The organism is Coxiella endosymbiont of Ornithodoros maritimus (assembly GCF_907164965.1).
In the GTDB taxonomy this organism is placed as follows: Bacteria; Pseudomonadota; Gammaproteobacteria; order Coxiellales; family Coxiellaceae; genus Coxiella.
On the sequence record NZ_CAJRAM010000084.1, the window covers coordinates 1 to 22,453 of the forward strand.

Below are 22,453 nucleotides of genomic sequence, written 5' to 3' on the forward strand. Positions count from 1 at the left end.
TTCAGAATTAAAGAGCTTTTATGAGGGGCTCGTTAAAAAAGGGAAAAAGAAAATGGTAGCGTTTGTAGCACTAATACGAAAAATTATTGTTATCGCCAATGCCAGATTAAAAAAATTTGAACAGAAAAAATCGCTAACTGCGGTATCACTGTGAAGCTGTGAATAAGGTGTGTAAAATGACTATTTATTATCCAGTTTTCAAACTTGCTCACAGCAATTCAAACATAGTTGATCCAGCGCACCAAAGGTGCACTGGGACGAGTGGGCTTTTAGTTTTTAGCACTTTTGGGAATGATAACGGATTTTGGAAATATTTTGGAAATTAAGACTAGAAAAAACAACCTAGAATGGGAAAATTTATATCGTGAATTTTTATTCGGGCAACAACCGCCTGTTCACGGAAAGAGGTGATGGATTGAAGGTTTCCAATAATGGTTTGGGTAGGTTCACATTGATTCAAAGTGTAAAAATGAGGTCCCGAGACCCCGTAAGCGATTAAATCTTCACAAAATTTCGTTACGACTTCAACGCCCTAAGCTTTCAATGAGGCTTTATAATTTTTATAAGACTCTAACCGTTTATACAACCATCGTGGTATTTCTATAGCACACGTTTTTGAAAATTGAACTAACTTATCAAAATCGCTGATGGGCATGATTCCAGGAACAATGGGTGCTTCAATTCCCACGTTTCGACACACATCAACATAATATAATATAAGATAAGCATCGCGATTATAAAAATATTGCGTAATTGCTCTCCATTAGCAGCGGCGGCTATTTTCTGTTGAAAATTTTTAAGCGCTTCCTGAACCGTTCTCGTCTCAGGATGAAATTCAGGATAGGGAGCAACTTCAATATGAAAATAATCGCCGGTTAATTTACGAATGTAGGCGAACAAGTCATTGGCCTGATTAAAATCACCATTCGTTATATCTTCATCAAGAGGCAAATCACCCCGTAACGCAACGATGCGCTTAATACCTAAAAACTGATCATTATTCGGTAAATCGAATATAGCGGTTTTCGAAAGACCAATGCAAGTTAAATGAGGCGCCACTTCAATGAAGTCTTGACGCAAAGCACGGACAACGCGCATCGTTTTATCCTGAAGGGTTCGGCAGACTGACTTTGAGTTCTGGAACCCTTTCAGAGCTGGCGGAAACAACTCAAAGCTCAGAGAAAGATGAGACCCGTCCATGACATTTGTCTTTTAATTTTAACTGGTTGCAGGTTGCAGCTCTAAATCTATTGTCGGTCTCTTTTCACTAGAAAACGGCTTGCGTAAATGTTTCGCGCCATCTACCATCCTGCTGAGTGCTTCTTTCGTTTCTTCCCAATTTCGCGTCTTCAATCCACAATCCGGATTAATCCATAAACGTTCAATAGGAATATATTGGAGCGCTTGCACCGCCAACTCTTCAATTTCAGCCACTCACGGGATACGCCACGAATGGATATCGTAAATGCCTGGCCCGATATCGTTTGGATACGCGAATTTTTCAAAGGATTTTAAAATTTCCATTTCAGGACGGGAATTTTCGATGGTGATAACATCGACATCCAGCGCAGCAGTCGCTTCAATAATATCGTTAAATTCGGAGTAACACATGTGGGTATGAATTTGAGTTTCGTCTTTAACCCCACAAGACGCTAAGCGAAAGCACTTCACCGCCCACTCTAAATAATCTTGTCAAGCCGCTTTTTGCAACGGCAAGCATTCACGGAACGCAGGCTAATCGATTTGAATCACTCGAACTCCGCTTCTTTCCAAATCCTGCACCTCATCGCGCAATGCGAAAGCGATTTGTTTGGCTATTTGCGAACGAGGCTGGTCGTCGCGCACGAATGACTAAGCCAATATGGTAACGGGTCCTCTTAACATCCCTTTAATCGACTTAGTTGTTAAAAAGTGGACGTATTCGATCCACCAGAGTGTCATTGGCCATTCGCGACTCACATCCCCAAAAATAATGGGCGGCTTAACACAGCGGGGACCGTAACTTTGAGCTCATCCATTGCTCGTGATCGCTATTCCATCGAACAATTCCCGAAATATTCCACCATGTCATTGCGTTCGCGCTCACCGCGCACGAAAACATCTAAAGCAAGCTTAACTTGAATGCTAATGATTTCAGCAATTTCTTGACGAATTTTCTCTTTGTAGAGGGTATCATCTATTTCCCTTGCTTATAATCACACCACAAGCAGGCAAATTTGGGAGGTTTGTGGAAAAGAACCGATCGTTGTCGTTGGAAATAACGGCAAATTTAATTGCGTCGTTTGTTTATTTTTTCAAATCGAACGTTCATGTTGACGCCGCATCAAACGTTCGGTAACACTTGCTGCCATTCAGGAGGCAAATCCAAAACGAGAATAGGCTCGTCCACTTGCATCCATTCGACGCCCAGAGAAGAAAGTTGCTGAAAAATTTTTTCATAAACTGGAGATAATTTTTCAAGCAAAAGAAATTTATTAAACGATTCCCCCTTTGCATTTACCTAAGCATAAAAAAGACAGCGGACCTAAAATAACCGGTTTTGCGCGATAATTATTTTCTAACGCCAGTTTCGTAGATTTAAATAAATCATCGTGGCATAACTCAAAATTTTGGTTTGTAGTGAATTCGGGAGCGATATAATAGTAATTGGTATCAAACCATTTGCTCATTTTGCACGTTGAAGTTTCAATACCGTTCGGCGCTTGTCCACACGCCATGTAGAACATGGTGTCTGTTTGTTATATTGGAATTGAGCTTTTTGAAACGCGATGGGATAGCCCCCACCCTTGCCGCCATGTTAAGCACGTGATCGTACCAAGAGAAATCTCACCGGAATTAAATCCACTCCCGCTTCCGCTTGGATCTTCCAATTCGTGAGTTGTAATTCGATCGCCTGTTGTTAGAATTGTTGTTGCGAAATTTCACCGCCCCAATAAGACTCCAAGGTTTTTTCATCTCTCGTTTAACCCCAATGCGCAAAGCTTAAATTATGTGCATAAACCACGTCGTACCTCCTATTGTGACGTTAGACAATGCCGGGAATTGACAGAAAAGTGCTAGACGGGATAACTAAGTGCACCACTTTAGCTGTTTTTTAATGCCCGCAAGCTGATTATCAAATCGGCATGTTTTTAACATAACGAAACTTCTTGAAATAGCGCAACAATTTTTACAAGCTGACCGAAGAGCTTAGAATTGCTGTTTTGTAGCTTTTCTCACAAAACGCAAAGTTTCATCGGCAATTTCGTTGACCTGCTCGGCGCCTTCATTCAAAATTCTTTGCACTTGAGAAAAGTCATTTTCATATTCAGCCCGTCGTTGTTGAATGGGATTGAGAAACTCCAATAATACTTCAACCAATCGTTTTTTACATTCCACATCACCAATTCGACCTTCTCGGTAACGGGTTTTCGCCTCGTCTACCCAATTTTTATCGGAGTTAAATGTGTCGTGAAAAACCCACAGCGGATTATTTTCAACCGTTCCGGGGTCGGTCGCACGAAGACGTTTGGGGTCAGTGTACATATTCATAATTTTTTTCTGCACCATATCTGGCAGATCGCTTAAAAAAATAGCATTATTTAATGATTTGCTCATTTTTAATAATTGACCATTTCTGCCAGGCTTGCCTGTGCCAACCAATCGCCGCACCCGCCCCACTTTCGTTTCCGGTATTGGGAATAATCCACCCGCCTTAGGATAATCTTTATCTTCCGTATGAGAGTCGACGCCGCAATACATTTGATTAAAACGTCGAGCTACTTCACGAGTCATTTCTAAATGCGGAATTTGATCTTCTCCTACTGGCACCACTTGCGCGCGAATAGCTAAAATGTCGGCCACTTGCAGGATGGGATACAATAAAAAACCCATCGAATAATTATCACCCAGTTCTTTGTCCCGAATTTCGTCTTTAATCGTTGGATTTCGCATCAAGCGAGAAAAAGGAATCAACATGCTGAAAAACGCGGCTAATTCAAAAATCGCAGGCACATCGGATTCAATAAAAATAACACTTTTGTCGGGATCGATACCCGCCGCTAAATAATCTAAGGTAATATCTATGCTACTTTGTCGAATGTCCGCCGGCTGATCGACCCGCGTGGTGAAGGCATGCGTATTAGCCAGCAAAAAATAACAATCATTGTCATCTTGCAATGCCACCCGATTTTCGATCGACCCTACCCAATGCCCCAAATGTAACCGCCCCGTCGGCGTGTCACCCGTGAGAAGACGCGCTTTATGTGAGGATTTAATCATGGCGTCATCATCGCGGGTTAGCGAAATGCTGTCAACGGGAGTCTAAATCAAATGAGTTCGATGTTCCCCTCTCAGCATCGTTAGAGTTGAGACGATGCGTCCTCGGAAACAAATTAACCCGCTCCCGAGTCTACACTGGGAATTTTCCTGCCCTCCATTAACATCCTGGCGAAAGGATAATGTAGACGTATCGGGAGACAAGGAACCTTGAATTACAGGGCACGGTGGACTAAAAAACAAAACTGGTGATCCAACTGGGGATACTTCCTACGGGGCTATTATTAATAGTCTACCGAGTAGGAGAAAAAATAAACCCAATGCAAAGATGGCCATCCTCTTTTTGTTTTTCTTCCTCAGCTGACAGCTCATTCATTAGCAACGGGAGAAAAGAAGATACCTTCTCGCGTTTCAAACGTATTGTCTTAGTGGTGAGTGACTATTTGAGTCTGTTGAAAATCATCTGCAACGCCCGGAATAACAGCGTTATTTTCTTCGGAATTGGCTAAGGCTGAAAACGCCACAGAAGTTCTTTTGAATGATAAGAGCACCGCTGCAAATGTTTTTAAAACTCAACAAAAAAATGCAACAAATATTGCTTAGAGTTTATTAGCGTCTCCGACAACAGAAGAAGCCTCATGTGTTTGTTGTACGACACCTCATGCACATCACGCGATGCTTTATGAAACAAAAAATGACACGATGTAAAAAACTTATCATTTGCCGATATTCCTTCTGGATACTCTTGACCCAGCAGAATTCCATTCTCCTTCTTTACACACATTGCGTCGACAATTGTCTGCGCTGCCCTTTTTCTCATTACCTGTTCCTCCTCATTGTCCATTCGGAATGGGGGCCCCATCGGTTAGATTGATCAATCACCTCTAGAAATAGCTCAAAACAACGCTGCGAAAGTCCAATAATCGCCACTTATTTGAGGAGTAAGGTCTTGCTCTAATTTATTTCCTCATTAAACCCCAATAAACAGTACTTACTTATGCGAAACCCAGAGTTTCTAAATTTTTCCAGCTCACGTTTTTCGCCGTAACTTTCGTTCGTACAGTTGGGTATTTTTAGTCCCCTTCTACCTATTGACTATTATCTACAGTATACCAAACCATGCTTAAAAACATATGAAGTAATTTCCTCAGAGATTGCCCTGAGCAAGCGCGTCGTTCAGAATGGCAGCTGGGAAAGTTAATTTGTCTTGTGGAAAGGAGTTAAAATAAAGAAACCATTTTCATCTTCTTCCCTTGATAGGGTCCTCTCTCTCCTCCTCCAATCCCAAGCTTATCCTCTAAGTTAAACAGGCCTACTAGATTGTCCATTCGAAATTTCATCAGCGGAAAAACTTCGGACTCTCGATTATCAACCAAAGTTGACTTCACGGATTTTCCTTCGACCTCAACTTTAGAATTAGAATTATTTGTATCATTGCGCATAATAATGTTCCCACTTTTTTACGGAACTTCTAGAAAAACTGAACCTTTATATTAATAACTGTTGTTATTCAAAAAACTATTTACAAGATCATTGACTTCATTATCCTCATTACTACCTCTCTCAGAGGATAAACATAAAGTTGGATTACGTTCAGAGAATCAAAGAGTTTCCCAATGAAAAAGGGTTTCTACCATCTAGTAAGTTCTCAAGCTTAAATAAAGGAGCTCTCAAATCAGCTTCAGAGCATTTGGTGGGTTAGAAAAGAAAGAAGAGGGGATCCAAAGGACCGGGGGAGTTCATAGGCTCATCACTTTCTTTTTCTTTTAAGAGGTTGCTAGGTGGTAAAACTAACAAGGGTGGAGGATTGGGGTTAGATATCCTATTGCCTTTGTTAAAATCTGGGGATTGAGGAGGAGTATCCATGCGTACAGGTACTCTGGATGGCTCTTGTTCTTGTTGCAAGAGTTGCCTCTTTAATTCTTCCAATAACGAAACACCCTCTCCTTTTTCCCTCTTTTCCTTAATCTTTAGTACTGCTGCAAAAATTGCTTCTTCCGTAAGGTTAAATTCCTGCAGTTCCTTAAACACACCAATGGTATTAAAAAAATCAAGCAACTCCTTTAAACAACTCTTGAACTTCCTTATTTCTAAAGTGCTAAGTTAACAGATTTTTGCTAGCCTTCAATAAGCGCCCAATCCTATCACTAAAAGAAAAATGATCCTTGATAACAGCATCCTCAAATAATAAAGCTTCTAATATAGCGTTAATTAATTCATTTGGTGGATTACCCAAGTTTTTAATAAGGGCAATAAAGTTATTTATAATTTTTTTGCTGGCATTCGAGCCTTAATCCAAGGATAAATTGCTATTCGCTTCTCGTACCACTGGGACGTTATTGAAGACAAAAGTGGACCTAAATCTGTATCTGTGTGTTTAGGCATTTTAAGGTTCCATAAAAGAAATGAATCTAATCGTCTAAAGTATATCAGCTAATAGAAGATATGGGCTGAACGTAACATTCTAACTTCGCTCCTTATCACGCGGCAACTTTTCTTTATTAAAGTGCTTATTGCTAAAGATTAAAGTGCTTATTGCTAAAGAATACCAACTAATTTTGACTCCTACAGTTCTGTCATTCGCGTAGTCGGAAATGACGAATTCAAATTAAAAAATTTCGGCCCGCTATTTTTCGGAGTCGGTCTAACTCTTGAAGACCGGACCGTCTAATCGCCCACCAATTACCGTCCAATCGCTCATAAAAGAGCGTCTAATCGCTCACTTTAGGCTCTTAGCGCCAAAGAATGGAAAGAATCTCGCCATTCCTGTGCCACTTCGGTACAATGAGCGGCATGGAAAATTTGAGTCTGTTGGAATCGCTAAATTCGCCGCAAAAAGAAGCAGTTACGTCACCATTTGACCATGTGTTGGTACTGGCCGGCGCAGGTAGTGGGAAGACGCGGGTGTTAACGCATCGTATTGCTTGGCTGATCCAACAAAAAAATGTTTTGCCTTACAGCATTCTAGCCGTGACGTTTACCAATAAAGCGGCGTATGAAATGCGTGGGCGGATCGAGTCGATGCTGGATATGCCGATGGGTGCGATGTGGGTAGGGACCTTTCATGGTTTAGCACACCGATTGCTCCGCGCCCACTGGAAAGAAGCTGGATTGCCACAATCGTTTCAAATTCTCGATACGGATGATCAATACCGTCTTATCCGTCGCATGCAGCGGAGTCTCAATTTAAAAGAGTCTCAATGGCCGCCGAAACAAACCCTGTGGTTTATTAACAAACAAAAAGAAGAAGGACGGCGTTCGCATCAAGTTCTTGATAGAGATAGCAGTTATTTTACCGAAACGTTAGTCAAAGTGTACAAAGCCTATGAAGATGTTTGTCGCCAAAGCGGGTTTGTGGATTTTGCGGAATTATTATTACGGACGTTAGAATTGTTGCGCGATTCGGCCACGCTTCGCGAGTATTATCCGCAGCGATTTCAGCATATTTTGGTAGACGAATTTCAAGATACCAATACCATTCAATACGCTTGGCTAAAAGCGCTAGCAGGCGAGCAGACCGTTTTCATGGCGGTGGGTGATGATGATCAATTGATCTATAGCTGGCGCGGTGCAAAAATTGAAAACATCCATCATTTTTCGCGCGATTTTACTGGTGTGAAAACCATCCGTTTAGAACAAAATTACCGTTCAACGCAGACGATTCTCAATGCCGCAAATGCTGTTATCGATAACAATAAAAATCGCTTCGAAAAAAAATTGTGGACCGACAGCCGCACTGGCGAACCCATCACTTTATACATGGCGTTTAATGAGCGCGACGAAGCTTTTTATGTAATTTCTTGTATTGACGCCTGGGTTCGTCAGGGCCACTCTTATAACGACGTCGCTATTCTTTATCGTTCGAATGCACAATCTCGTTTATTTGAAGAATCCCTGATTGATCGGCAAATTCCGTATCGTATTTACGGTGGCTTAAAGTTTTTTGAGCGCGCTGAAATTAAAGACGCGTTGGCATATTTGCGACTGCTGGCGAATCGAAACGACGACGCTGGTTTTGAACGCGTTGTGAATGTCCCGACGCGTGGCATCGGAAATACAACGCTAGTGGCATTGCGCACAACTGCACGCGATCACGCTCTTTCCCTTTGGCAAGCCACTCAGCATTTAATTACCAATCAGACGTTGAATGCACGTGCGCTCAACGCGTTACAGCACTTCATAAAATTAGTTGACCGATTGCAAGACGAAACCAAAAATCTGTCGCTAGCGGAACAAACCGAAAAAATGCTGATGGAAAGCGGTTTACTCGCTTTGTATAAAAAAGATAATAGTGAAAAAGGGCTTTCGCGCATTGAGAATTTAGAAGAATTGATTAATGCGACCTCTCAATTTACACCAACGGATGATTTAGCGTTATCGCCATTGGATGCTTTTCTTTCTCATGTCGCGTTGGAAACTGGCGAAGAGCAAGCAAGCGCACACAGCAATTGTGTGAGCTTAATGACGCTACATGCGGCGAAAGGTTTGGAATTTCCATTAGTGATTATTAGCGGTTTGGAAGAGGATTTATTTCCGCATCGTATGTCTATCGATACTGCTAACGGTTTAGAAGAAGAACGTCGTTTGTGTTACGTTGGCATGACGCGTGCGCGGGAAAAATTAATTTTGTCCTATGCGGAAAACCGCCGTCTGCACGGTTTGGAAAAATTCAATCAGCCATCCCGATTTATTCAGGAAATTCCACCGGAATTAATCGATGCTGTTCGCCCCACTCCTAAAATAGCGTGCCCTGCTACAATCACTTCTACTCAAAAATCTCTGGTGGGTGAGACGGGTTATTACGTTGGGCAGCGCGTAAGTCATAAAAAATTCGGGCCGGGCATTATTATTAATTACGAAGGCCATAGCGAACATGCGCGCTTGCAAGTGAAATTCGATTACCACGGCACAAAATGGCTGGTCGCTAGCTATGCCAAACTAGAAGCCCTAACGTGATTGCGTGGTCAGTGGTCCTCGGATTTACCAGTATCACGGTGCTGCTAATGATCGTCGGTGGTATTTTAAGTTTTCTCAAGAAACCTTCGCCTTCTTTAACCAGTGTTGTGATGCTTCTGACAAAATGGTTCGCGGATAAATTTTCCACTTCAACTCGTCATTTTGAACGATTACCGTCCCTGATTGTTGTTATCGCCATTGACGTTTTTATCGATGGTATTCTCGTCGGCGTTTCTTTTTTTAGCAAATTTTCACAAAGCGGCATTATTATTGCCTTAGCGTTGGCTTTGGAAACGCTTTTTCTCGGGATGGCCACCACATTAAAAATGGCAGATAATAAAGTTCAACGCGCCCTCGGTGTTTTTGTGATTTTTCTTATTGGTTTATGTATATTAATCGGCGCCTCGTTGGGTTTTGGCATCGTCTCCAGATTATCCCTTAATTTTCGAATCGCCATCATCGCGTTTGGTGTTGCTACGCTGCTTTATTTAGTCGTCGAAAAATTACTTACCGAAGCGCAAGAAACTCCTGAAACACGCCTGGCCACTGTCGCTTTTTTGCTAGATTTTTAATTGTTTTGTTTATGCACTAAGAACAGAGGATGTTTGAAATTTTAGTTAATCACCTTCAATTCCCTAAGGTGGGGAGTCTACGCGATCTCAAGAACCGTCGCAGTCAGGAAAGCCACCATTGGCTCCCCACTGGGAGGAGGTCCAAAAGTTAATATGAAAAGTTATCGATTCTTCCCCTTTTGTTTCTTCATTGCTTGCTATCCGATAGGCTTCTTCCAATTGTCTCAATAACGGGGAGATGTTGTGATCATAATGATTGACCAAACCAAGGTGAGAAGGAGCTCGAAGACGTTCGATATACACCTTCTTGATGAAATTGCAGAAATATCTCTAAGCAACCTGTTGAGATAGCATCAGCATAAAATCTTTGAGGACTCTTAAACGCGGGTTTTCATTCCGAGGATAGGTATCCGTTTTATTTTCTTCTGTTTCCCTATCAATGTTTTCTGAAAAATAATACTGAAGGATAGCCCTTTCGTTGAGTAACATTAGTTTTTAAGATCTAGGCCTGAGTTTCCAAATCAACACCGTTCGCATAAAGCCAGCCCATTAATTTGAGCTTGGCTAATCCGCACACGAATATCATTCCATTTTTTCTCGCGATCTTCTTCCCTAGCCTCTGAACACGCCGTGATTAGATCGTCTTGTGTGATGGGGGTAGTTTCGGCAAAGAACCCCGGAATATAATGAGGGTAAACGAGGTACGAATCGTTATAAAATTAAACTCACGAGACATGTTATTTCCTGAATTTTATTTTTTAAATAATATGATAGATACTGGCATGCCAAATCATACCGATTCAAATTTTTTAGAAAAATGAACGTATTTTTTATGCAGTGCTAGGTGTAAGAATTAATAATGTTAAAAAATCGTTTTGCAAATAAGCAGCTTATAGGATAAAACGGGAACTTACATTAACCTTAAAATATCTCTTCTAAAGCGTCGGCGCCCAGAAGTCGTTCGCCCTATTTTAACAACGTTTCAGCATCTGCTTTCTCAAGTTTCTTGGAATAAAGCACCGGCAACACATGAAATTTGCGCTGAAGTAACTTCAACAATAACATATACCCGCCTTTTCCTTTCCTTTTTGCAAACCTTGTTCAAATCCTTGTTGTAATTCTTTTTGAAGTCCAAATCGTTCAACAATACTAATTATAAGCCATCTTTTCTTCTACCTTCCAATGATAAACTGTTTCTTGATATGTCTTATCTCAAGTGCCTGAGGTAAGTGAATCACCCAATGAATGAAGAAGTTCATAGCCCTTTCAATTTTTAGGCTTCGCCATTCCCGCGCAGACGCCTAGGCGTCAACTTAAGCATAAACCCCTAATAACTGTAAAATTGATGCTCTCTTTCGCCTTGTTCCTTTCAAAGCTCCTTGATACAATGGCCACTACCATTACCCACTCATGGTGGAGAGCGAAAAACTTAAAACCCGTCGTCCTCCTACGAGACTGTCTGCTGTATTATTGAAGCATACAAAACCTTCACGGCCAAGTCGAGAAGATGTTCGATGTCCCTTCAAACTATATCGTAAAGGTTTTCCAAAACCTATTGGATTCGGCAGGCTCTCAGACATTGCGAAGTCTGGCTAACTATGGTACATGGCGTATATGAAAAAAATAACTTTAATTCGCCCGGACGATTGGCATTGTCATCTCCGCGATGGTTCTTATCTCCCACGCACCGTCCCAGACATTGCTGCTCAATTTCATCGAGCCATTGTAATGCCAAACCTTGTACCGCCGATCACGACTGTCAAACAAGCAAAAGCGTACTATGATCGCATTAAAGCACACGTTCCTAAATCCAGTAACTTTGAACCGCTGATGACACTTTATTTCACCGAATCCACCCCCCAACAAGAAATCAAAGCCGCAAAACGATCAGGAATTATTGTCGCCTGCAAACTCTATCCCGCGAGCGCCACCACTCATTCTCAAGCCGGGATAAAAAATCTCCAAGCGATTTATCCGCTGTTGGAAAAGATGCAATCGGTCGATTTACCGCTTTTAATTCATGGAGAGGTTGTTGATTCCGCAGTCGATATTTTTGACCGTGAAGCGGTTTTTATTGAACGCGAGCTCCTGCCCTTAGTAGAAACATTTCCTCAACTTCGCATTGTCTTTGAACACATTTCTACTAAAACTGCCGTGGATTTTGTTTTAGAAGCTCCTTCTAAACTTGGCGCAACCATTACGCCGCATCATTTGCTATTCAATCGAAATGATCTATTGAGCGGCGGCATCCGACCTCACTATTATTGCCTTCCTATCTTAAAAACCAGTGAAGACCAAATGGCCTTAATTCAAGCAGCCACCAGCGGAAACCCAAAATTTTTTTTGGGCACCGATAGTGCACCCCACTCGCAAACAAAAAAACAATCTATTTGTGGCTCCGCGGGTATTTACAATGCGCCCGCGGCTGTTGCGCTTTACGCAGAAATTTTCGCGAGCCAAAATGCTCTGGATAAATTAGAGGCTTTCACCAGTCGTTTCGGCGCAGAGTTTTATGGGTTACCACTAAATAACAGCCAAATTACGCTCATCCATCAACCCTGGCAGGTCGCAGAATCGCTCCCTTTTGGGAATGAACACGTTGTGCCAGTTTTTGCGGGCCAAACCTTGCAGTGGCAGATTCAATCCCATGAACACAAATAACAATAAAATTTATTCCCTCAAAGATCGCTTTAGCGGATACCTCCCTGTCGTTGTCGATATTGAAACGGGCGGACTTGAGCCGCTTAAAAATCCGCTACTCGAGATTGCGGCTGTTTTAGTTGAAGTGAACCAGGAAGGGCAATTGTGTCAGGGAGAATTATTCGCTTGCCATGTTCTCCCTTTCGAAGGTGCTGCATTAGATCCAGCGTCTTTAGAAATCACGCGCATCGATCCTTATCACCCTTTCCGATTTGCAGTGGATGAAAAGAAAGCATTGCAAGATTTATTTGCTTTTATTGAAAAGGCCGTTAATGTCACCCAGTGCCGCCGCGCTGTGCTCGTCGGCCATAATGCGCATTTCGATTTGACTTTTATTAAAGCTGCCATGAAGCGCTGCAAGCTAAAAAAATCGCCTTTTCACGCATTCACTTGCTTTGACACCGCCACCTTAGCCGCTATTGTCTTTGGTAAGACTGTCCTGGCCAAAGCATTACGCGCGGCCAATCTTCCTTTTAATAAAAAAGAAGCTCATTCAGCTATTTATGACGCAAAATGTGCTGCTGAATTATTTTGTAAGATTAGCAATCAAATCGATGGGCGTCTTAAAAAAACCGGGTAACTAAGCTCCCGGTATTACCAAGAGCTTGTCTTAGAAAATTAGTTCTCTACCGGTTCGGGAACAGTCATCGCCGTCGGCGTTTCCATTTCTATTGATGAAGCCGATGCTTCTTGTAAGGATTCTAAAGAACTTTTTTTAATGCGATTCTTTTTCGTCTGTTTCTTGGATTTTTTCGGGGCGGCTTTTTTCGCTTGAATTCTTTTTAAGACTGAAGCTTTAACAGTGCCGGTTCCCGCTTCCAGCAAACCCATTTCATAAGCACTTTTGGCTACTTTCTCAATTTCTCGTTGATAAAGATTCTGTAACTTTTCCATCTCCTTTTCATAAACCTTTAATTGCCTCCTTAAAGCAACGACCTCTCTTTCTGAGCTTGTTTTTGGCATGATGTTCTCTCCATTTAGAAAAAATACCAGAAACAAGTATAACAAAATTAAAAAACGGCAACAGTATTTCTATCGCCGTTTCTGCTTTTATTTAAGTAATCATTATAAGTTGTCAGCGTTTTCCGCTAAATATTTAGCAACTCCGTCTGGGGAGGCTTGCATAGTGGGATCGCCTTTCTTCCAGTTAGCCGGGCAAACCTCGCCGTGCTCCTCTGTAAATTGTAACGCATCGACCAAACGCAGAAGCTCGGGGATGCTACGTCCAAGTGGCAAATCGTTCACGATTTGCGAACGCACAATACGCTGTTTATCAATTAAAAATGCGCCGCGCAAAGCAACACCAGCCATGTGTTCAACCCCGTAACTACGGCAAATACTATGGGTAACGTCAGAAGCCAATGGATAACGCACCGGACCGATGCCTCCTTTTTCAACGGGGGTATTGCGCCAAGCGTTATGGGTAAACTGGGAATCAATGGAAACACCAATTACTTCTACTCTGCGTTTTTGAAAGTCCGCAATCGTTTTATCTAGAGCAATCAATTCTGACGGACAAACAAATGTAAAATCAAGAGGATAAAAAAATACTAACCCGTATTTATTCTGGATAGCCTCTACTAAATTAAAATTTTCTACGATATCACCATTGGCCAAAACCGCTGGGACCGTAAAGTCAGGCGCTTCCCGGCCTACTAAAACAGCCATAATAACCTCCGCATTTCAAAATAGCACTAATTTAGTGCTTTACTAAAGGATTGTCAAATAAGCCTTCCAGAAAAATACCCTGGATAGCATCAGTCAGAAGACACCCGCGGACACTTAAATAACCACCCAAACATCTCTCTGAAAATCTATAGAAATTGAACCTATAATAGGGTATCGTGCGAAAGTCAAGATAAATGAAAAAAGGAGGAACCTCTAATGGCTTTTGAATTACCGGATTTGCCCTACAAACTCAACGCACTGGAACCGCATATCTCTCAAGAAACGCTCGAATATCACCACGGAAAACACCATAGAGCTTATGTCAATAAACTCAACAAACTTATCGAAGGCACCCCTTTTGAAAAGGAACCTCTGGAAGAAATTATTCGAAAATCCGATGGCGGAATCTTCAATAATGCAGCACAACATTGGAACCATACATTTTATTGGCACTGTATGAGCCCTGATGGCGGTGGAGATCCCTCTGGCGAATTAGCTTCAGCTATTGATAAAACTTTTGGATCTTTAGACAAATTTAAATCGCTTTTTACCAACTCCGCAAATAATCATTTCGGCTCAGGATGGGCTTGGCTCGTTAAAGATAAAAATGGCAAATTAGAAGTCTTAAGCACTGTCAACGCTCGAAATCCCATGACTGAAGGCAAAAAAACCCTAATGACTTGTGATCTTTGGGAACACGCCTATTACATCGATACCCGGAACGACCGTCCCAAATATGTTAATAATTTTTGGCAAGTGGTCAATTGGGATTTTGTGATGAAAAACTTCAAATCCCAACATGACCATTAACGTTATTATTAATGGAATTAATGGCAAAATGGGCCGGTTGGTAAAAGAAAACATCACGGCCCAACCCGATTTTGAACTAATGTCTGGAACCGGTCGCCAAAACGATTTGGCGAAAACTATTCAAACCACTCATGCGGATGTTGTCATCGATTTCACAACCCCTCAATCGGTATTTCACAACGCCGAAATTATTGTTCAATCCGGGGCAAGACCTGTTATTGGCACGACGGGATTGACGTTAGAACAAATCGCTCTTTTAGATAAACGATGCCGTAATAAAAAGCTCGGCGCAATTGTGGCTCCTAATTTTTCTGTCGGTGCGGTGTTAATGATGAAATACGCAAAAGAAGCAGCGCGCTATTTTCCCGACGTAGAAATTATTGAAATGCATCATTCCCAAAAAATTGATGCCCCCTCAGGAACAGCCATGAAAACGGCACAGATGATAGGCGAAATGCGACCTTCAAAAAAAGAGGAACCTTTTAAAGACCGCGCTCGCGGCGAAATAAAAAATGGTATCCCCATCCACTCCATACGCCTCCCCGGTTTATTCTCCCATCAATCTGTGATCTTCGGCAGTAATGGAGAAACACTCACCATCCGCCACGACGGCATGGATCGCAATTGCACCATGCCAGGAATTTTCCTAGCTTGTCGTAAGGTGATGGAGTTGGATTATTTGGTTTATGGGTTAGAAAAAATTTTATAGGCCGAAAACAAGAAAAAAGTATAGTCTGCGTCTTAGAGTAATTGGTTGAAAATGCCCTCTTAGTAGAAATGCTCATAGCCTTTGCAAATGATGCGGTTTTAATCGTTAGACTTTTAAAAATAAGGAAACTAGTCATGGGCCTTTATGATTGGATCAAGGCTACTACCTTCTTATATTCATTCAAAAAAATGGATGAAGTTCTAAAACACCTTTGTGAGAACGTTGGAATCACTTTTTTTCATTTCGCAAGACGATTTACTGACGGACGTTATTTTGAATTAACCACTGATCGATAATGTGACTTAGAATATGTAACTAAATATGCTAAATATGATACTTTTGTGACAAATAAGGAGTTCGCCCAAGACATTTGGACGTGGGGTGATGGAATATATGAAAAGATGGAACGTGAAATGCATGAAATTAGAACAAAGAAATTCAAAATCCCTCTAGGAGTTAGTTTTATCCAGAAAAGTGACGACTATTGTGACTCTTATTCTTATAGCTCCAATATATTTAGAGAAAGATCTCTCTCATCTTCTAATAAATACTAGAATTACTAAACTACTTGATTTTGAAAAAATTTTCTTAACGATATTAATCAGTTAATACCACACCATAACGGAAAAAAGCTGCTTCCTTTGAGATAAGTAATAAGATTCCATAAATCAAAAGGCTTTAACAAAGCGTGAGTATGATATCCTTCACTTCATGAAACTTGATTTTACTGTTTGTGAAGTATCCAAGCTCTTAGCTATTACAGAGGGAAGCATAAAAAATCTAATTGACCGTTTGAAGGAAAAATTTAACTGTCGGACACGCGCACAATTATTTGCGCTGGAAATCGTTAAAAAACTGTCTTAAGCACAAATGCTTAAACCTCTTTATTCAATAATTTCTCAGTTTCCTTTTCGATATCTTGAAGCTCTTTAAAACCTACACTTATGCTATTTGATAGACTTATAAAACCATGCATCATGCCCGCGCATTCATTGAACCTTACTGGTACGTCTACTTTTTTTAATTTCTGTGCATACAAACACACTTCATCTTTAAGAACGTCAAACTCAGCAGCCAAAATGAAAGTAGGTGGTAGATCGTTAAAATCTTGGTGAAAAATGGGCGAGAGCTGCGGATCTGATCGATTTTGTGTAGGACTCAGATAGTGCGCATAACACCACTGTAATGTGTTTTGAATCAAAGTATAATCTTCCTCATAAAGTTGGTGCGAAAGGGTAGAACAAGTAAAATCAATTATTAGGATAAATCAGAATTTGGAGATCAATGCTAAAAGGTGGACTTCGCTGCAATATAAGCGTTTTAAACGCAGCTAAATTACGATCCGCACTTTTATCCCCTCAACGACAATCAACCGTTCATACTGAGGTTTAAATCGTGAGATATTAGGCTGAACCCAACACGTAGCTTTCAGGCAATCTTCTAAAGCCGTGGAAAATTTATGCTCGGGTGCTAATCGATAGTCTACTGCAATAATTGTGCATTCTGATACAGCGCATAGTCTTCTGCAATCGTGATCATATGCATCCAGCGTGCCTAAGACAAAACCACCTCCTGAAAAAAGAGAATCACCGCTTTGGACTGGTGCATCGGAGTATATGCGTATAGGAATAACCCCCCTCATCAATTTCTATAACGGCTTCCGTTAGCTGACACGTATTTTCAACGATGCTTAGAGACAACATAGCTTTTTTAAAAAGCTCACGAGCCTCAATGATAGTAAGTTTATTAATATCCATCCTGGATGCAGGGTATCTTTTAGAAACGCTTTAGCTTCGGGATGCAGAGGCATGGAGCACACCCTAAAGAAAATTTAAATAAATTGACGCCGCAATGGTCGGTTTTTCAAGCGGCAGCAAATGTCCACTCTTCCCTAAAATCACCAGCCTACTACCTTTAATATTGGCTCGCACCGCAGATGCGGATTTCACACTTAAAAGATGATCCTGTTTTCCCCAAATAATTAGGGTTGGTACTGAAATTCTAAGCGAATTTTCTAGGATAGTGGCATCTGCAAAAACAATTTTAGTAGTTCTTTCTAAGCGTTCTTTATAAGATCTGTAAAATTTCAGTAAATAACTTCTCCTTTCTAACTTCACCGGGTAAGCTTCATAGAAAAGCAATTTCATTTCCTCATCAAATTCATTGGAAGTTAAGGGTATGCAAGGATTCGTATTAATTCGTTTTATTCTTTGTCAGAGAAGAGAGAAGGGATCAAGTAGGCCGAATAGGGCACCAATAAAAGCTAATGAATGAACTTGGGCTGGATATTTTTCTGCGTAGAGTGCGGCAATCGTTCCTCCCATTGAATTGCCTGCAATATTAAAGATATGCATGTTCAATCGGTGAGCAAAACGATTCAGAAAATTGACTTCTTGGTTCAAGAGGAAAGCCCTGGCTTTTCCCATATCCTGCTATATCCTGCTAAATCTGGTGCGACGACATTAAAACGCCTTTGACAAAGGGTTAACACCATCTTGTACCATTGCCCTTTTGCACCAAAAAGACCGTGTATCAGTAAAATTTTATTTTTTAGCAAACTTTCATTGCATTACAAATATATAGATAGCATGCCCATAAATGGTTACCAGTTTATTAACTATCGAATTTGAAAAATTTAAAGTTTGATGGTTTGTAAAAGCAATCATGTTTGAAACAGATAATTCGAAAATTAGGTAAAAAACAAGAGCTAGCCTCATAAATATACACCCAGATCAATCTTGCTTAATTCTCATATTATTATTTTCAAAAGAAGTAAATATGCTAATCGACATATACTTTATTTACCTGATTAAGATTAATCTCTTTAATCTCTCCGGCTAATATCACACAGATGGCCTACTGATGTCATCACAATATCATATTAGAGGTCTTAAAAGAAAACGAAGAATCATTGAAAATGAACCAGAAAGGAAGGCTGTAATCGATAAGGTAGAATTGGAAGAAAATCTACTGACAGGGAAAGCATTGATTAAACGGATGGCTCAAGAGTTTCTTGAAGACCAGTTAAGTAGTAGTGGAAGCCAGCTGAGAGAATATTCGTCGCTTAGCTGCTCATATTATCGTTTTTGAACACGAAGTAGAACAGCGATCAAAGAAAAAGACCATATAAGAAATAAAGAGGACTCCTGTTATGAGCGATATCAATAAATTCCATTTTGGATAAAAGAGCTTCTCCGGAGGCAAGAAGAGGAAAGTACATTAAGCACCCAGAAGGATAAAGAATCTAAGAAAATACATCGACCGAAATCTTTACCAACAAAACGATATTATATAGGTGAATTATACCCCGATGTTTCTAACACAGCGTGAATTAGAAATTGCGATTTTGCTAACAAGGTCAACGTTAGAAGGCTATCGCTAGGCGACTGTCCTTATCCGTTCATACGGTAGAATTTTATATTCAAAATATAAAATTAAAATTCCATTGCCAAAATAAAAAATTCTTAATCGCCGCATTAGAGAAAATTGAGATTGTTCTAAAATTTAACCTGCCCTAAAGTTAAAAGGCGAATTCTAAGCCGTGTTGTCAATTAACCCTCCGCCACCTTCCCGCGAGCCCGTCTGCTTGTATGCTTGTATTGTGAAGAATACAAAACCCTCCACGGCCGAGTTGGGGAGATCCAGGTTAGGGCTAAAAGAAAAACATCGAGGGCGCTTTTCGCAGCATCTTAGCCTGGATTCCCGTGTCTTCGGCCGTGAAAGCGTTCTATTCTTTTCTATTTCGGTAGACAGCCTACACACGGGAACGACGGGCATTTTTTACATCGTACGGAACCGCAGTTTTATCCATTATTAACGCTAAGTCAAATAAAAATGGAAAGATTATGTCAATAACCGTATATGAGCTCTAAAAAACCGCACCCATTATTGTATAAAAATTTCCATTTCTTTAGGGATTGGATACCAGCGTAAATCTAATTCGCGTGCGGCTTTGACTTCATCAAGTCGGTTAATGAGTTGCTGGTGAGGTGCGTTGCGCAATAGGTCGGGGGTGGTTTTAATTTCGGTCAGGATTTTTCCCATCGCTTCGATAAAATGATCCAAAGTTTCTTTACTCTCAGTTTCAGTAGGCTCAATCAATAAACATTCTGGCACTAATAGTGGGAAATAAATCGTTGGCGCGTGGAAACCGTAATCGAGTAAGCGTTTAGCAATGTCAAGCGCCGTTACGCCGTAAGCGCGGGTTAATGGTTTTAAGGTAATAATAAATTCATGCGAAGCACGTCGCTTGGGGAAAGCGAGCGTGAATCCAAGTTGTTCTAATCGTTTCATTAAATAATTAGCATTTAAGGTGGAAAATTCAGCAATACGCGATAAACCTTCTTTTCCGAGCAGGCGCAAATAAATATAAGCACGCAATAATACACCGGCGTTTCCCATAAAGGCGGATAATCTCCCAATAGTTTTAGGACATTCTTTTTCCATTAACCAATCGTAACCCTCTTTATTTTTCCCAACCATGGGAACGGGCAGAAATTCAGAAAGCCGGGGCCCAGCCGCTACCGGTCCTGCGCCGGGGCCACCGCCACCGTGGGGTGTGGCGAAGGTCTTATGCAAATTTAAATGCATGACGTCAAAACCCATATCGCCCGGGCGGTATTTCCCTAAAATAGCATTTAGATTTGCGCCGTCGTAATAGAGTAATCCGCCGGCGTCGTGAATGATTTTTGCAACTTCTGAAATTTGTCTTTCAAACACGCCTAAGGTTGAAGGATTTGTCAGCATAATACCTGCCGTTTTAGCGCTTGCTATTTGCCTTAGTTTTTCGAGGTCGATGTCGCCGTCTTTAGTGGTAGAGATTTCCTTTACGGTGAAACCGCACATCGCCGCTGAAGCGGGGTTGGTACCGTGCGCCGCATCAGGGACAATCATTTCGGTACGATCGTAATCGGCGCGATTTTCGTGATAAGCTTTAATCATGGCAACACCAGCGAATTCTCCTTGCGCCCCAGCCATTGATGTCAACGAAATTTTTTCCATCCCGGTAATTTCGGTTAGCATTGTTTGTAACTCATAAAGACATTGTAAAAAAGTCTGGCTCTGAGGAACCGGAGATAAAGGATGACGTTTTAAATAACCCGGTAATGAAGCTAAACGGTTAGCGGCACGGGAGTTGTATTTCATCGTGCAGGAACCTAAAGGGTAAAAGTGGGTATCGATTGAAAAATTCTGCGTAGATAAACGCGTAAAATGGCGGACAACTTCCAACTCGGATAATTCGGGGAGGCGGGGCATATCGCGACGCAATAAATTCGCGGGAATATCACTAGCATCCATTTTATCTGCAATAGCGTGCGCTAATGTTCGCCTATTTTTTCGAGATTTTTCAAAAATGAGCATTTATATTTTCACCTTTTAATTCTTCTTTTTACAAAGAGGCAATTATTCCCTATATTTCGCTTCATACGGGCTATTTTCTTTATTGAATGGAACGTAAGGCGTTTTCATAAGCAATTAAATCATCGTCAGTTTTTGTATCGGTGACGCAAATTAATAGGCAATTACCTAATTTTGGATAATGGTTTTTCAATGAAAATCCTGCTTGAATGCCTTGTTCGGCCATGCCGGCCAAGACCTCTTCCACAGGTTTTTCTAAACGAACAACAAACTCATGAAAAATAGGACTTGAAAAAACGGGCGACACCCCTTTTACTGCCGACAAACGTTGAAACAAATCGCGTGATCGAGTATGCGAAGCTAACGCTACCTCTCGCAAACCCGTTGCTCCTAACAGGCTTAAATAAATAGTTGCAGCAACCACAACCAATCCTTGGTTAGTGCAAATATTGGATGTCGCTTTTGAGCGGCGAATATGTTGCTCTCGCGCTTGTAACGTTAGCGTAAACCCTTCCCGCCCCTTTTTATCGACAGTCCTGCCTACAATTCTTCCCGGTAACTGCCGAACATAGTCTTTTTTAGAACACATAAATCCGAAATAGGGTCCGCCTGAAGCCAGCGGCACACCCAGAGGCTGTCCTTCGCCACAAACAATATCTGCGCCTTTTTGCCCCCATTGACCTGGCGACTTTAACAAAGCCATAGCCGTAGGATTAACGCTGGCAATGACTAAAAGATCGTTAGCGTGGGCCCAATCCGTTAACGCATCGACGGCTTCCAGGCAGCCAAAAAAATTAGGCTGAGAAATAACAATGGCTGCTGCTCCCTCTGCATTTTCCGCCCTTAACAATTCTAAATTAACTACACCTATCGTAGGGTCAAAAGGGATTATTTCGACATTAATTTTTTGTTGCTCAACAATTGAGGACAAAACTTTGCGATAAAAAAGATTGACGCTCGCTGGGACCAAAATACGTTGTGCTTTCCCTCGTTTAATACGCACAGCCATTAAAGCCGCTTCTGCAAGAGCGCTGGCGCCGTCATACAATGAGGCATTGGAAACCTCCATGGCCATTAATTCCAGCATCATCGTTTGATATTCATAAATTAATTGTAAACTGCCTTGACTCGCTTCAGCTTGGTAAGGGGTATAAGCCGTGTAAAACTCACCGCGAGTGGCGATTTCCCAAACGGCTGCTGGAATGTGATGCTCATAAGCGCCAGCGCCAATAAAACATATTTGTTTGTTAGATTCACGCTTTTCCATCAGTCGAGTGATCCCCGCTTCGTTTAATCCTGGTGGAACTTGCTGGATATTAGCTAAGGCAGAAGGAATTTCATCAAATAATTGGTCGATACTTTTTGCGCCGATAGCAGCGAGCATTTTTTCGACATCATCAGGCGTGTGGGGAATAAAAGGCAT

General features: G+C 41.3%; 19 protein-coding genes and 5 pseudogenes. 8 read left to right on the top strand and 16 right to left on the bottom strand.

The features are described from left to right. Positions 1–328: 328 nt before the first annotated feature. The 5 genes and pseudogenes from OWO34_RS07640 to OWO34_RS09580 all read right to left on the bottom strand — a co-directional run bounded on the left by OWO34_RS07640 (position 329) and on the right by OWO34_RS09580 (position 6,315). A pseudogene (locus OWO34_RS07640) lies at positions 329–1,200 on the bottom strand (methylenetetrahydrofolate reductase). A gap of 18 nt (positions 1,201–1,218) precedes the next feature. Next, positions 1,219–2,848 (bottom strand): annotated as a pseudogene (gene metE, locus OWO34_RS07645) (5-methyltetrahydropteroyltriglutamate--homocysteine S-methyltransferase); the annotation flags it as partial. A 341-nt stretch (positions 2,849–3,189) separates the two neighbouring features. After that, positions 3,190–4,260, bottom strand: a complete 1,071-nt coding sequence (gene trpS / locus OWO34_RS07650) for a tryptophan--tRNA ligase (protein WP_267257097.1) — start codon at positions 4,258–4,260, stop codon at positions 3,190–3,192. 1,217 nt (positions 4,261–5,477) lie between these two features. Then, entirely contained in the window at positions 5,478–5,699 is a 222-nt protein-coding gene (locus OWO34_RS07655) for a hypothetical protein (RefSeq protein WP_267257098.1), read from the bottom strand. 256 nt (positions 5,700–5,955) lie between these two features. Then, positions 5,956–6,315 carry a hypothetical protein gene (locus OWO34_RS09580; RefSeq protein ID WP_323808281.1) on the bottom strand — a complete coding sequence of 120 codons (360 nt, stop codon included), beginning with the start codon at positions 6,313–6,315 and terminating at the stop codon, positions 5,956–5,958. A gap of 726 nt (positions 6,316–7,041) precedes the next feature. On the opposite strand from OWO34_RS09580, the gene uvrD reads away from it, so the two are divergent. Both uvrD and OWO34_RS07670 read left to right on the top strand, forming a co-directional pair. Beyond that, positions 7,042–9,213 (top strand): DNA helicase II, encoded by a 2,172-nt coding sequence (gene uvrD, locus OWO34_RS07665; RefSeq protein ID WP_267257099.1) that lies wholly within the window; start codon positions 7,042–7,044, stop codon positions 9,211–9,213. Further along, positions 9,210–9,805: pseudogene (locus OWO34_RS07670) on the top strand (ZIP family metal transporter). Before uvrD ends, OWO34_RS07670 begins: the two are co-directional and overlap by 4 nt. A gap of 67 nt (positions 9,806–9,872) precedes the next feature. On the opposite strand, the gene OWO34_RS09585 reads toward OWO34_RS07670, so the two are convergent. Next, positions 9,873–10,088 carry a hypothetical protein gene (locus OWO34_RS09585; protein ID WP_323808282.1) on the bottom strand — a complete coding sequence of 72 codons (216 nt, stop codon included), beginning with the start codon at positions 10,086–10,088 and terminating at the stop codon, positions 9,873–9,875. Positions 10,089–10,751: 663 nt separating this feature from the next. Next, positions 10,752–11,035 (bottom strand): annotated as a pseudogene (locus OWO34_RS07680) (hypothetical protein); the annotation flags it as partial. 355 nt (positions 11,036–11,390) lie between these two features. Between OWO34_RS07680 and pyrC the strand changes: the two are divergent. Beyond that, the gene (pyrC, locus tag OWO34_RS07685; RefSeq protein ID WP_267257100.1) at positions 11,391–12,446 is read left to right on the top strand and encodes a dihydroorotase; all 1,056 of its coding nucleotides are present in this window, start codon (positions 11,391–11,393) and stop codon (positions 12,444–12,446) included. After that, positions 12,433–13,065 (top strand): ribonuclease T, encoded by a 633-nt coding sequence (gene rnt / locus OWO34_RS07690; RefSeq protein WP_267257101.1) that lies wholly within the window; start codon positions 12,433–12,435, stop codon positions 13,063–13,065. The genes pyrC and rnt overlap by 14 nt, the downstream gene beginning before the upstream one ends. A 38-nt stretch (positions 13,066–13,103) precedes the next feature. Here rnt and OWO34_RS07695 read toward each other — a convergent pair whose 3' ends face one another. From OWO34_RS07695 to OWO34_RS07705, 3 genes are read right to left on the bottom strand one after another with little or no spacing between them, the layout of a single operon-like run. Then, complete coding sequence (locus OWO34_RS07695) at positions 13,104–13,493, bottom strand: hypothetical protein (RefSeq protein WP_267257102.1); 390 nt, start codon at positions 13,491–13,493, stop codon at positions 13,104–13,106. Between the two features lie 57 nt (positions 13,494–13,550). Further along, a complete protein-coding gene (locus OWO34_RS07700) occupies positions 13,551–14,153 on the bottom strand; it encodes a peroxiredoxin (RefSeq protein ID WP_267257103.1) in 603 nt (200 codons plus the stop codon). A 31-nt stretch (positions 14,154–14,184) separates the two neighbouring features. Further along, positions 14,185–14,283 carry a hypothetical protein gene (locus OWO34_RS07705; protein ID WP_267257104.1) on the bottom strand — a complete coding sequence of 33 codons (99 nt, stop codon included), beginning with the start codon at positions 14,281–14,283 and terminating at the stop codon, positions 14,185–14,187. An 86-nt stretch (positions 14,284–14,369) separates the two neighbouring features. On the opposite strand from OWO34_RS07705, the gene OWO34_RS07710 reads away from it, so the two are divergent. The 3 genes from OWO34_RS07710 to OWO34_RS09925 all read left to right on the top strand — a co-directional run bounded on the left by OWO34_RS07710 (position 14,370) and on the right by OWO34_RS09925 (position 16,536). Then, on the top strand, positions 14,370–14,963 hold the full coding sequence (locus tag OWO34_RS07710) for a superoxide dismutase (RefSeq protein WP_267257105.1): 594 nt from the start codon (positions 14,370–14,372) through the stop codon (positions 14,961–14,963). Continuing rightward, a complete protein-coding gene (gene dapB, locus OWO34_RS07715; RefSeq protein WP_267257106.1) occupies positions 14,953–15,672 on the top strand; it encodes a 4-hydroxy-tetrahydrodipicolinate reductase in 720 nt (239 codons plus the stop codon). Before OWO34_RS07710 ends, dapB begins: the two co-directional genes overlap by 11 nt. A 663-nt stretch (positions 15,673–16,335) precedes the next feature. Next, positions 16,336–16,536, top strand: a complete 201-nt coding sequence (locus OWO34_RS09925; RefSeq protein WP_407647532.1) for a LuxR C-terminal-related transcriptional regulator — start codon at positions 16,336–16,338, stop codon at positions 16,534–16,536. A gap of 10 nt (positions 16,537–16,546) precedes the next feature. Here OWO34_RS09925 and OWO34_RS07720 read toward each other — a convergent pair. From OWO34_RS07720 to OWO34_RS09930, 4 genes and pseudogenes are all read right to left on the bottom strand, one after another. Then, positions 16,547–17,314: pseudogene (locus tag OWO34_RS07720) on the bottom strand (alpha/beta hydrolase). A 178-nt stretch (positions 17,315–17,492) separates the two neighbouring features. Continuing rightward, entirely contained in the window at positions 17,493–17,819 is a 327-nt protein-coding gene (locus OWO34_RS07725; RefSeq protein ID WP_267257107.1) for an alpha/beta fold hydrolase, read from the bottom strand. A gap of 66 nt (positions 17,820–17,885) precedes the next feature. Then, positions 17,886–18,074, bottom strand: coding sequence for an alpha/beta fold hydrolase (locus OWO34_RS07730; RefSeq protein ID WP_267257108.1), 189 nt, complete (start codon positions 18,072–18,074; stop codon positions 17,886–17,888). Further along, positions 18,071–18,229 carry an alpha/beta fold hydrolase gene (locus OWO34_RS09930; RefSeq protein ID WP_407647531.1) on the bottom strand — a complete coding sequence of 53 codons (159 nt, stop codon included), beginning with the start codon at positions 18,227–18,229 and terminating at the stop codon, positions 18,071–18,073. Before OWO34_RS09930 ends, OWO34_RS07730 begins: the two co-directional genes overlap by 4 nt. An 829-nt stretch (positions 18,230–19,058) precedes the next feature. Between OWO34_RS09930 and OWO34_RS07735 the strand changes: the two genes are divergently transcribed. Further along, entirely contained in the window at positions 19,059–19,190 is a 132-nt protein-coding gene (locus OWO34_RS07735) for a hypothetical protein (protein ID WP_323808283.1), read from the top strand. Positions 19,191–19,557: 367 nt separating this feature from the next. Here the strand turns inward: OWO34_RS07735 and gcvPB are convergent, their stop codons facing one another. Both gcvPB and gcvPA read right to left on the bottom strand, forming a co-directional pair. Beyond that, entirely contained in the window at positions 19,558–21,033 is a 1,476-nt protein-coding gene (gene gcvPB, locus OWO34_RS07740; RefSeq protein ID WP_267257109.1) for an aminomethyl-transferring glycine dehydrogenase subunit GcvPB, read from the bottom strand. Positions 21,034–21,112: 79 nt separating this feature from the next. Next, positions 21,113–22,453, bottom strand: a complete 1,341-nt coding sequence (gcvPA, locus tag OWO34_RS07745) for an aminomethyl-transferring glycine dehydrogenase subunit GcvPA (protein WP_267257110.1) — start codon at positions 22,451–22,453, stop codon at positions 21,113–21,115.

Excerpts from the sequence above, each read along its gene's own strand:
- OWO34_RS07710 (WP_267257105.1), top strand. The coding sequence starts at position 14,370 with ATGGCTTTTGAATTACCGGATTTGCCCTACAAACTCAACGCACTGGAA.
- gcvPA (WP_267257110.1), bottom strand. The coding sequence starts at position 22,453 with ATGCCTTTTATTCCCCACACGCCTGATGATGTCGAAAAAATGCTCGCT.
- rnt (WP_267257101.1), top strand. The coding sequence starts at position 12,433 with ATGAACACAAATAACAATAAAATTTATTCCCTCAAAGATCGCTTTAGC.
- trpS (WP_267257097.1), bottom strand. The coding sequence starts at position 4,260 with ATGATTAAATCCTCACATAAAGCGCGTCTTCTCACGGGTGACACGCCG.
- OWO34_RS07725 (WP_267257107.1), bottom strand. The coding sequence starts at position 17,819 with ATGAAATTGCTTTTCTATGAAGCTTACCCGGTGAAGTTAGAAAGGAGA.
- OWO34_RS07655 (WP_267257098.1), bottom strand. The coding sequence starts at position 5,699 with ATGCGCAATGATACAAATAATTCTAATTCTAAAGTTGAGGTCGAAGGA.
- pyrC (WP_267257100.1), top strand. The coding sequence starts at position 11,391 with ATGGCGTATATGAAAAAAATAACTTTAATTCGCCCGGACGATTGGCAT.
- gcvPB (WP_267257109.1), bottom strand. The coding sequence starts at position 21,033 with ATGCTCATTTTTGAAAAATCTCGAAAAAATAGGCGAACATTAGCGCAC.
- OWO34_RS07700 (WP_267257103.1), bottom strand. The coding sequence starts at position 14,153 with ATGGCTGTTTTAGTAGGCCGGGAAGCGCCTGACTTTACGGTCCCAGCG.
- uvrD (WP_267257099.1), top strand. The coding sequence starts at position 7,042 with ATGAGCGGCATGGAAAATTTGAGTCTGTTGGAATCGCTAAATTCGCCG.
- dapB (WP_267257106.1), top strand. The coding sequence starts at position 14,953 with ATGACCATTAACGTTATTATTAATGGAATTAATGGCAAAATGGGCCGG.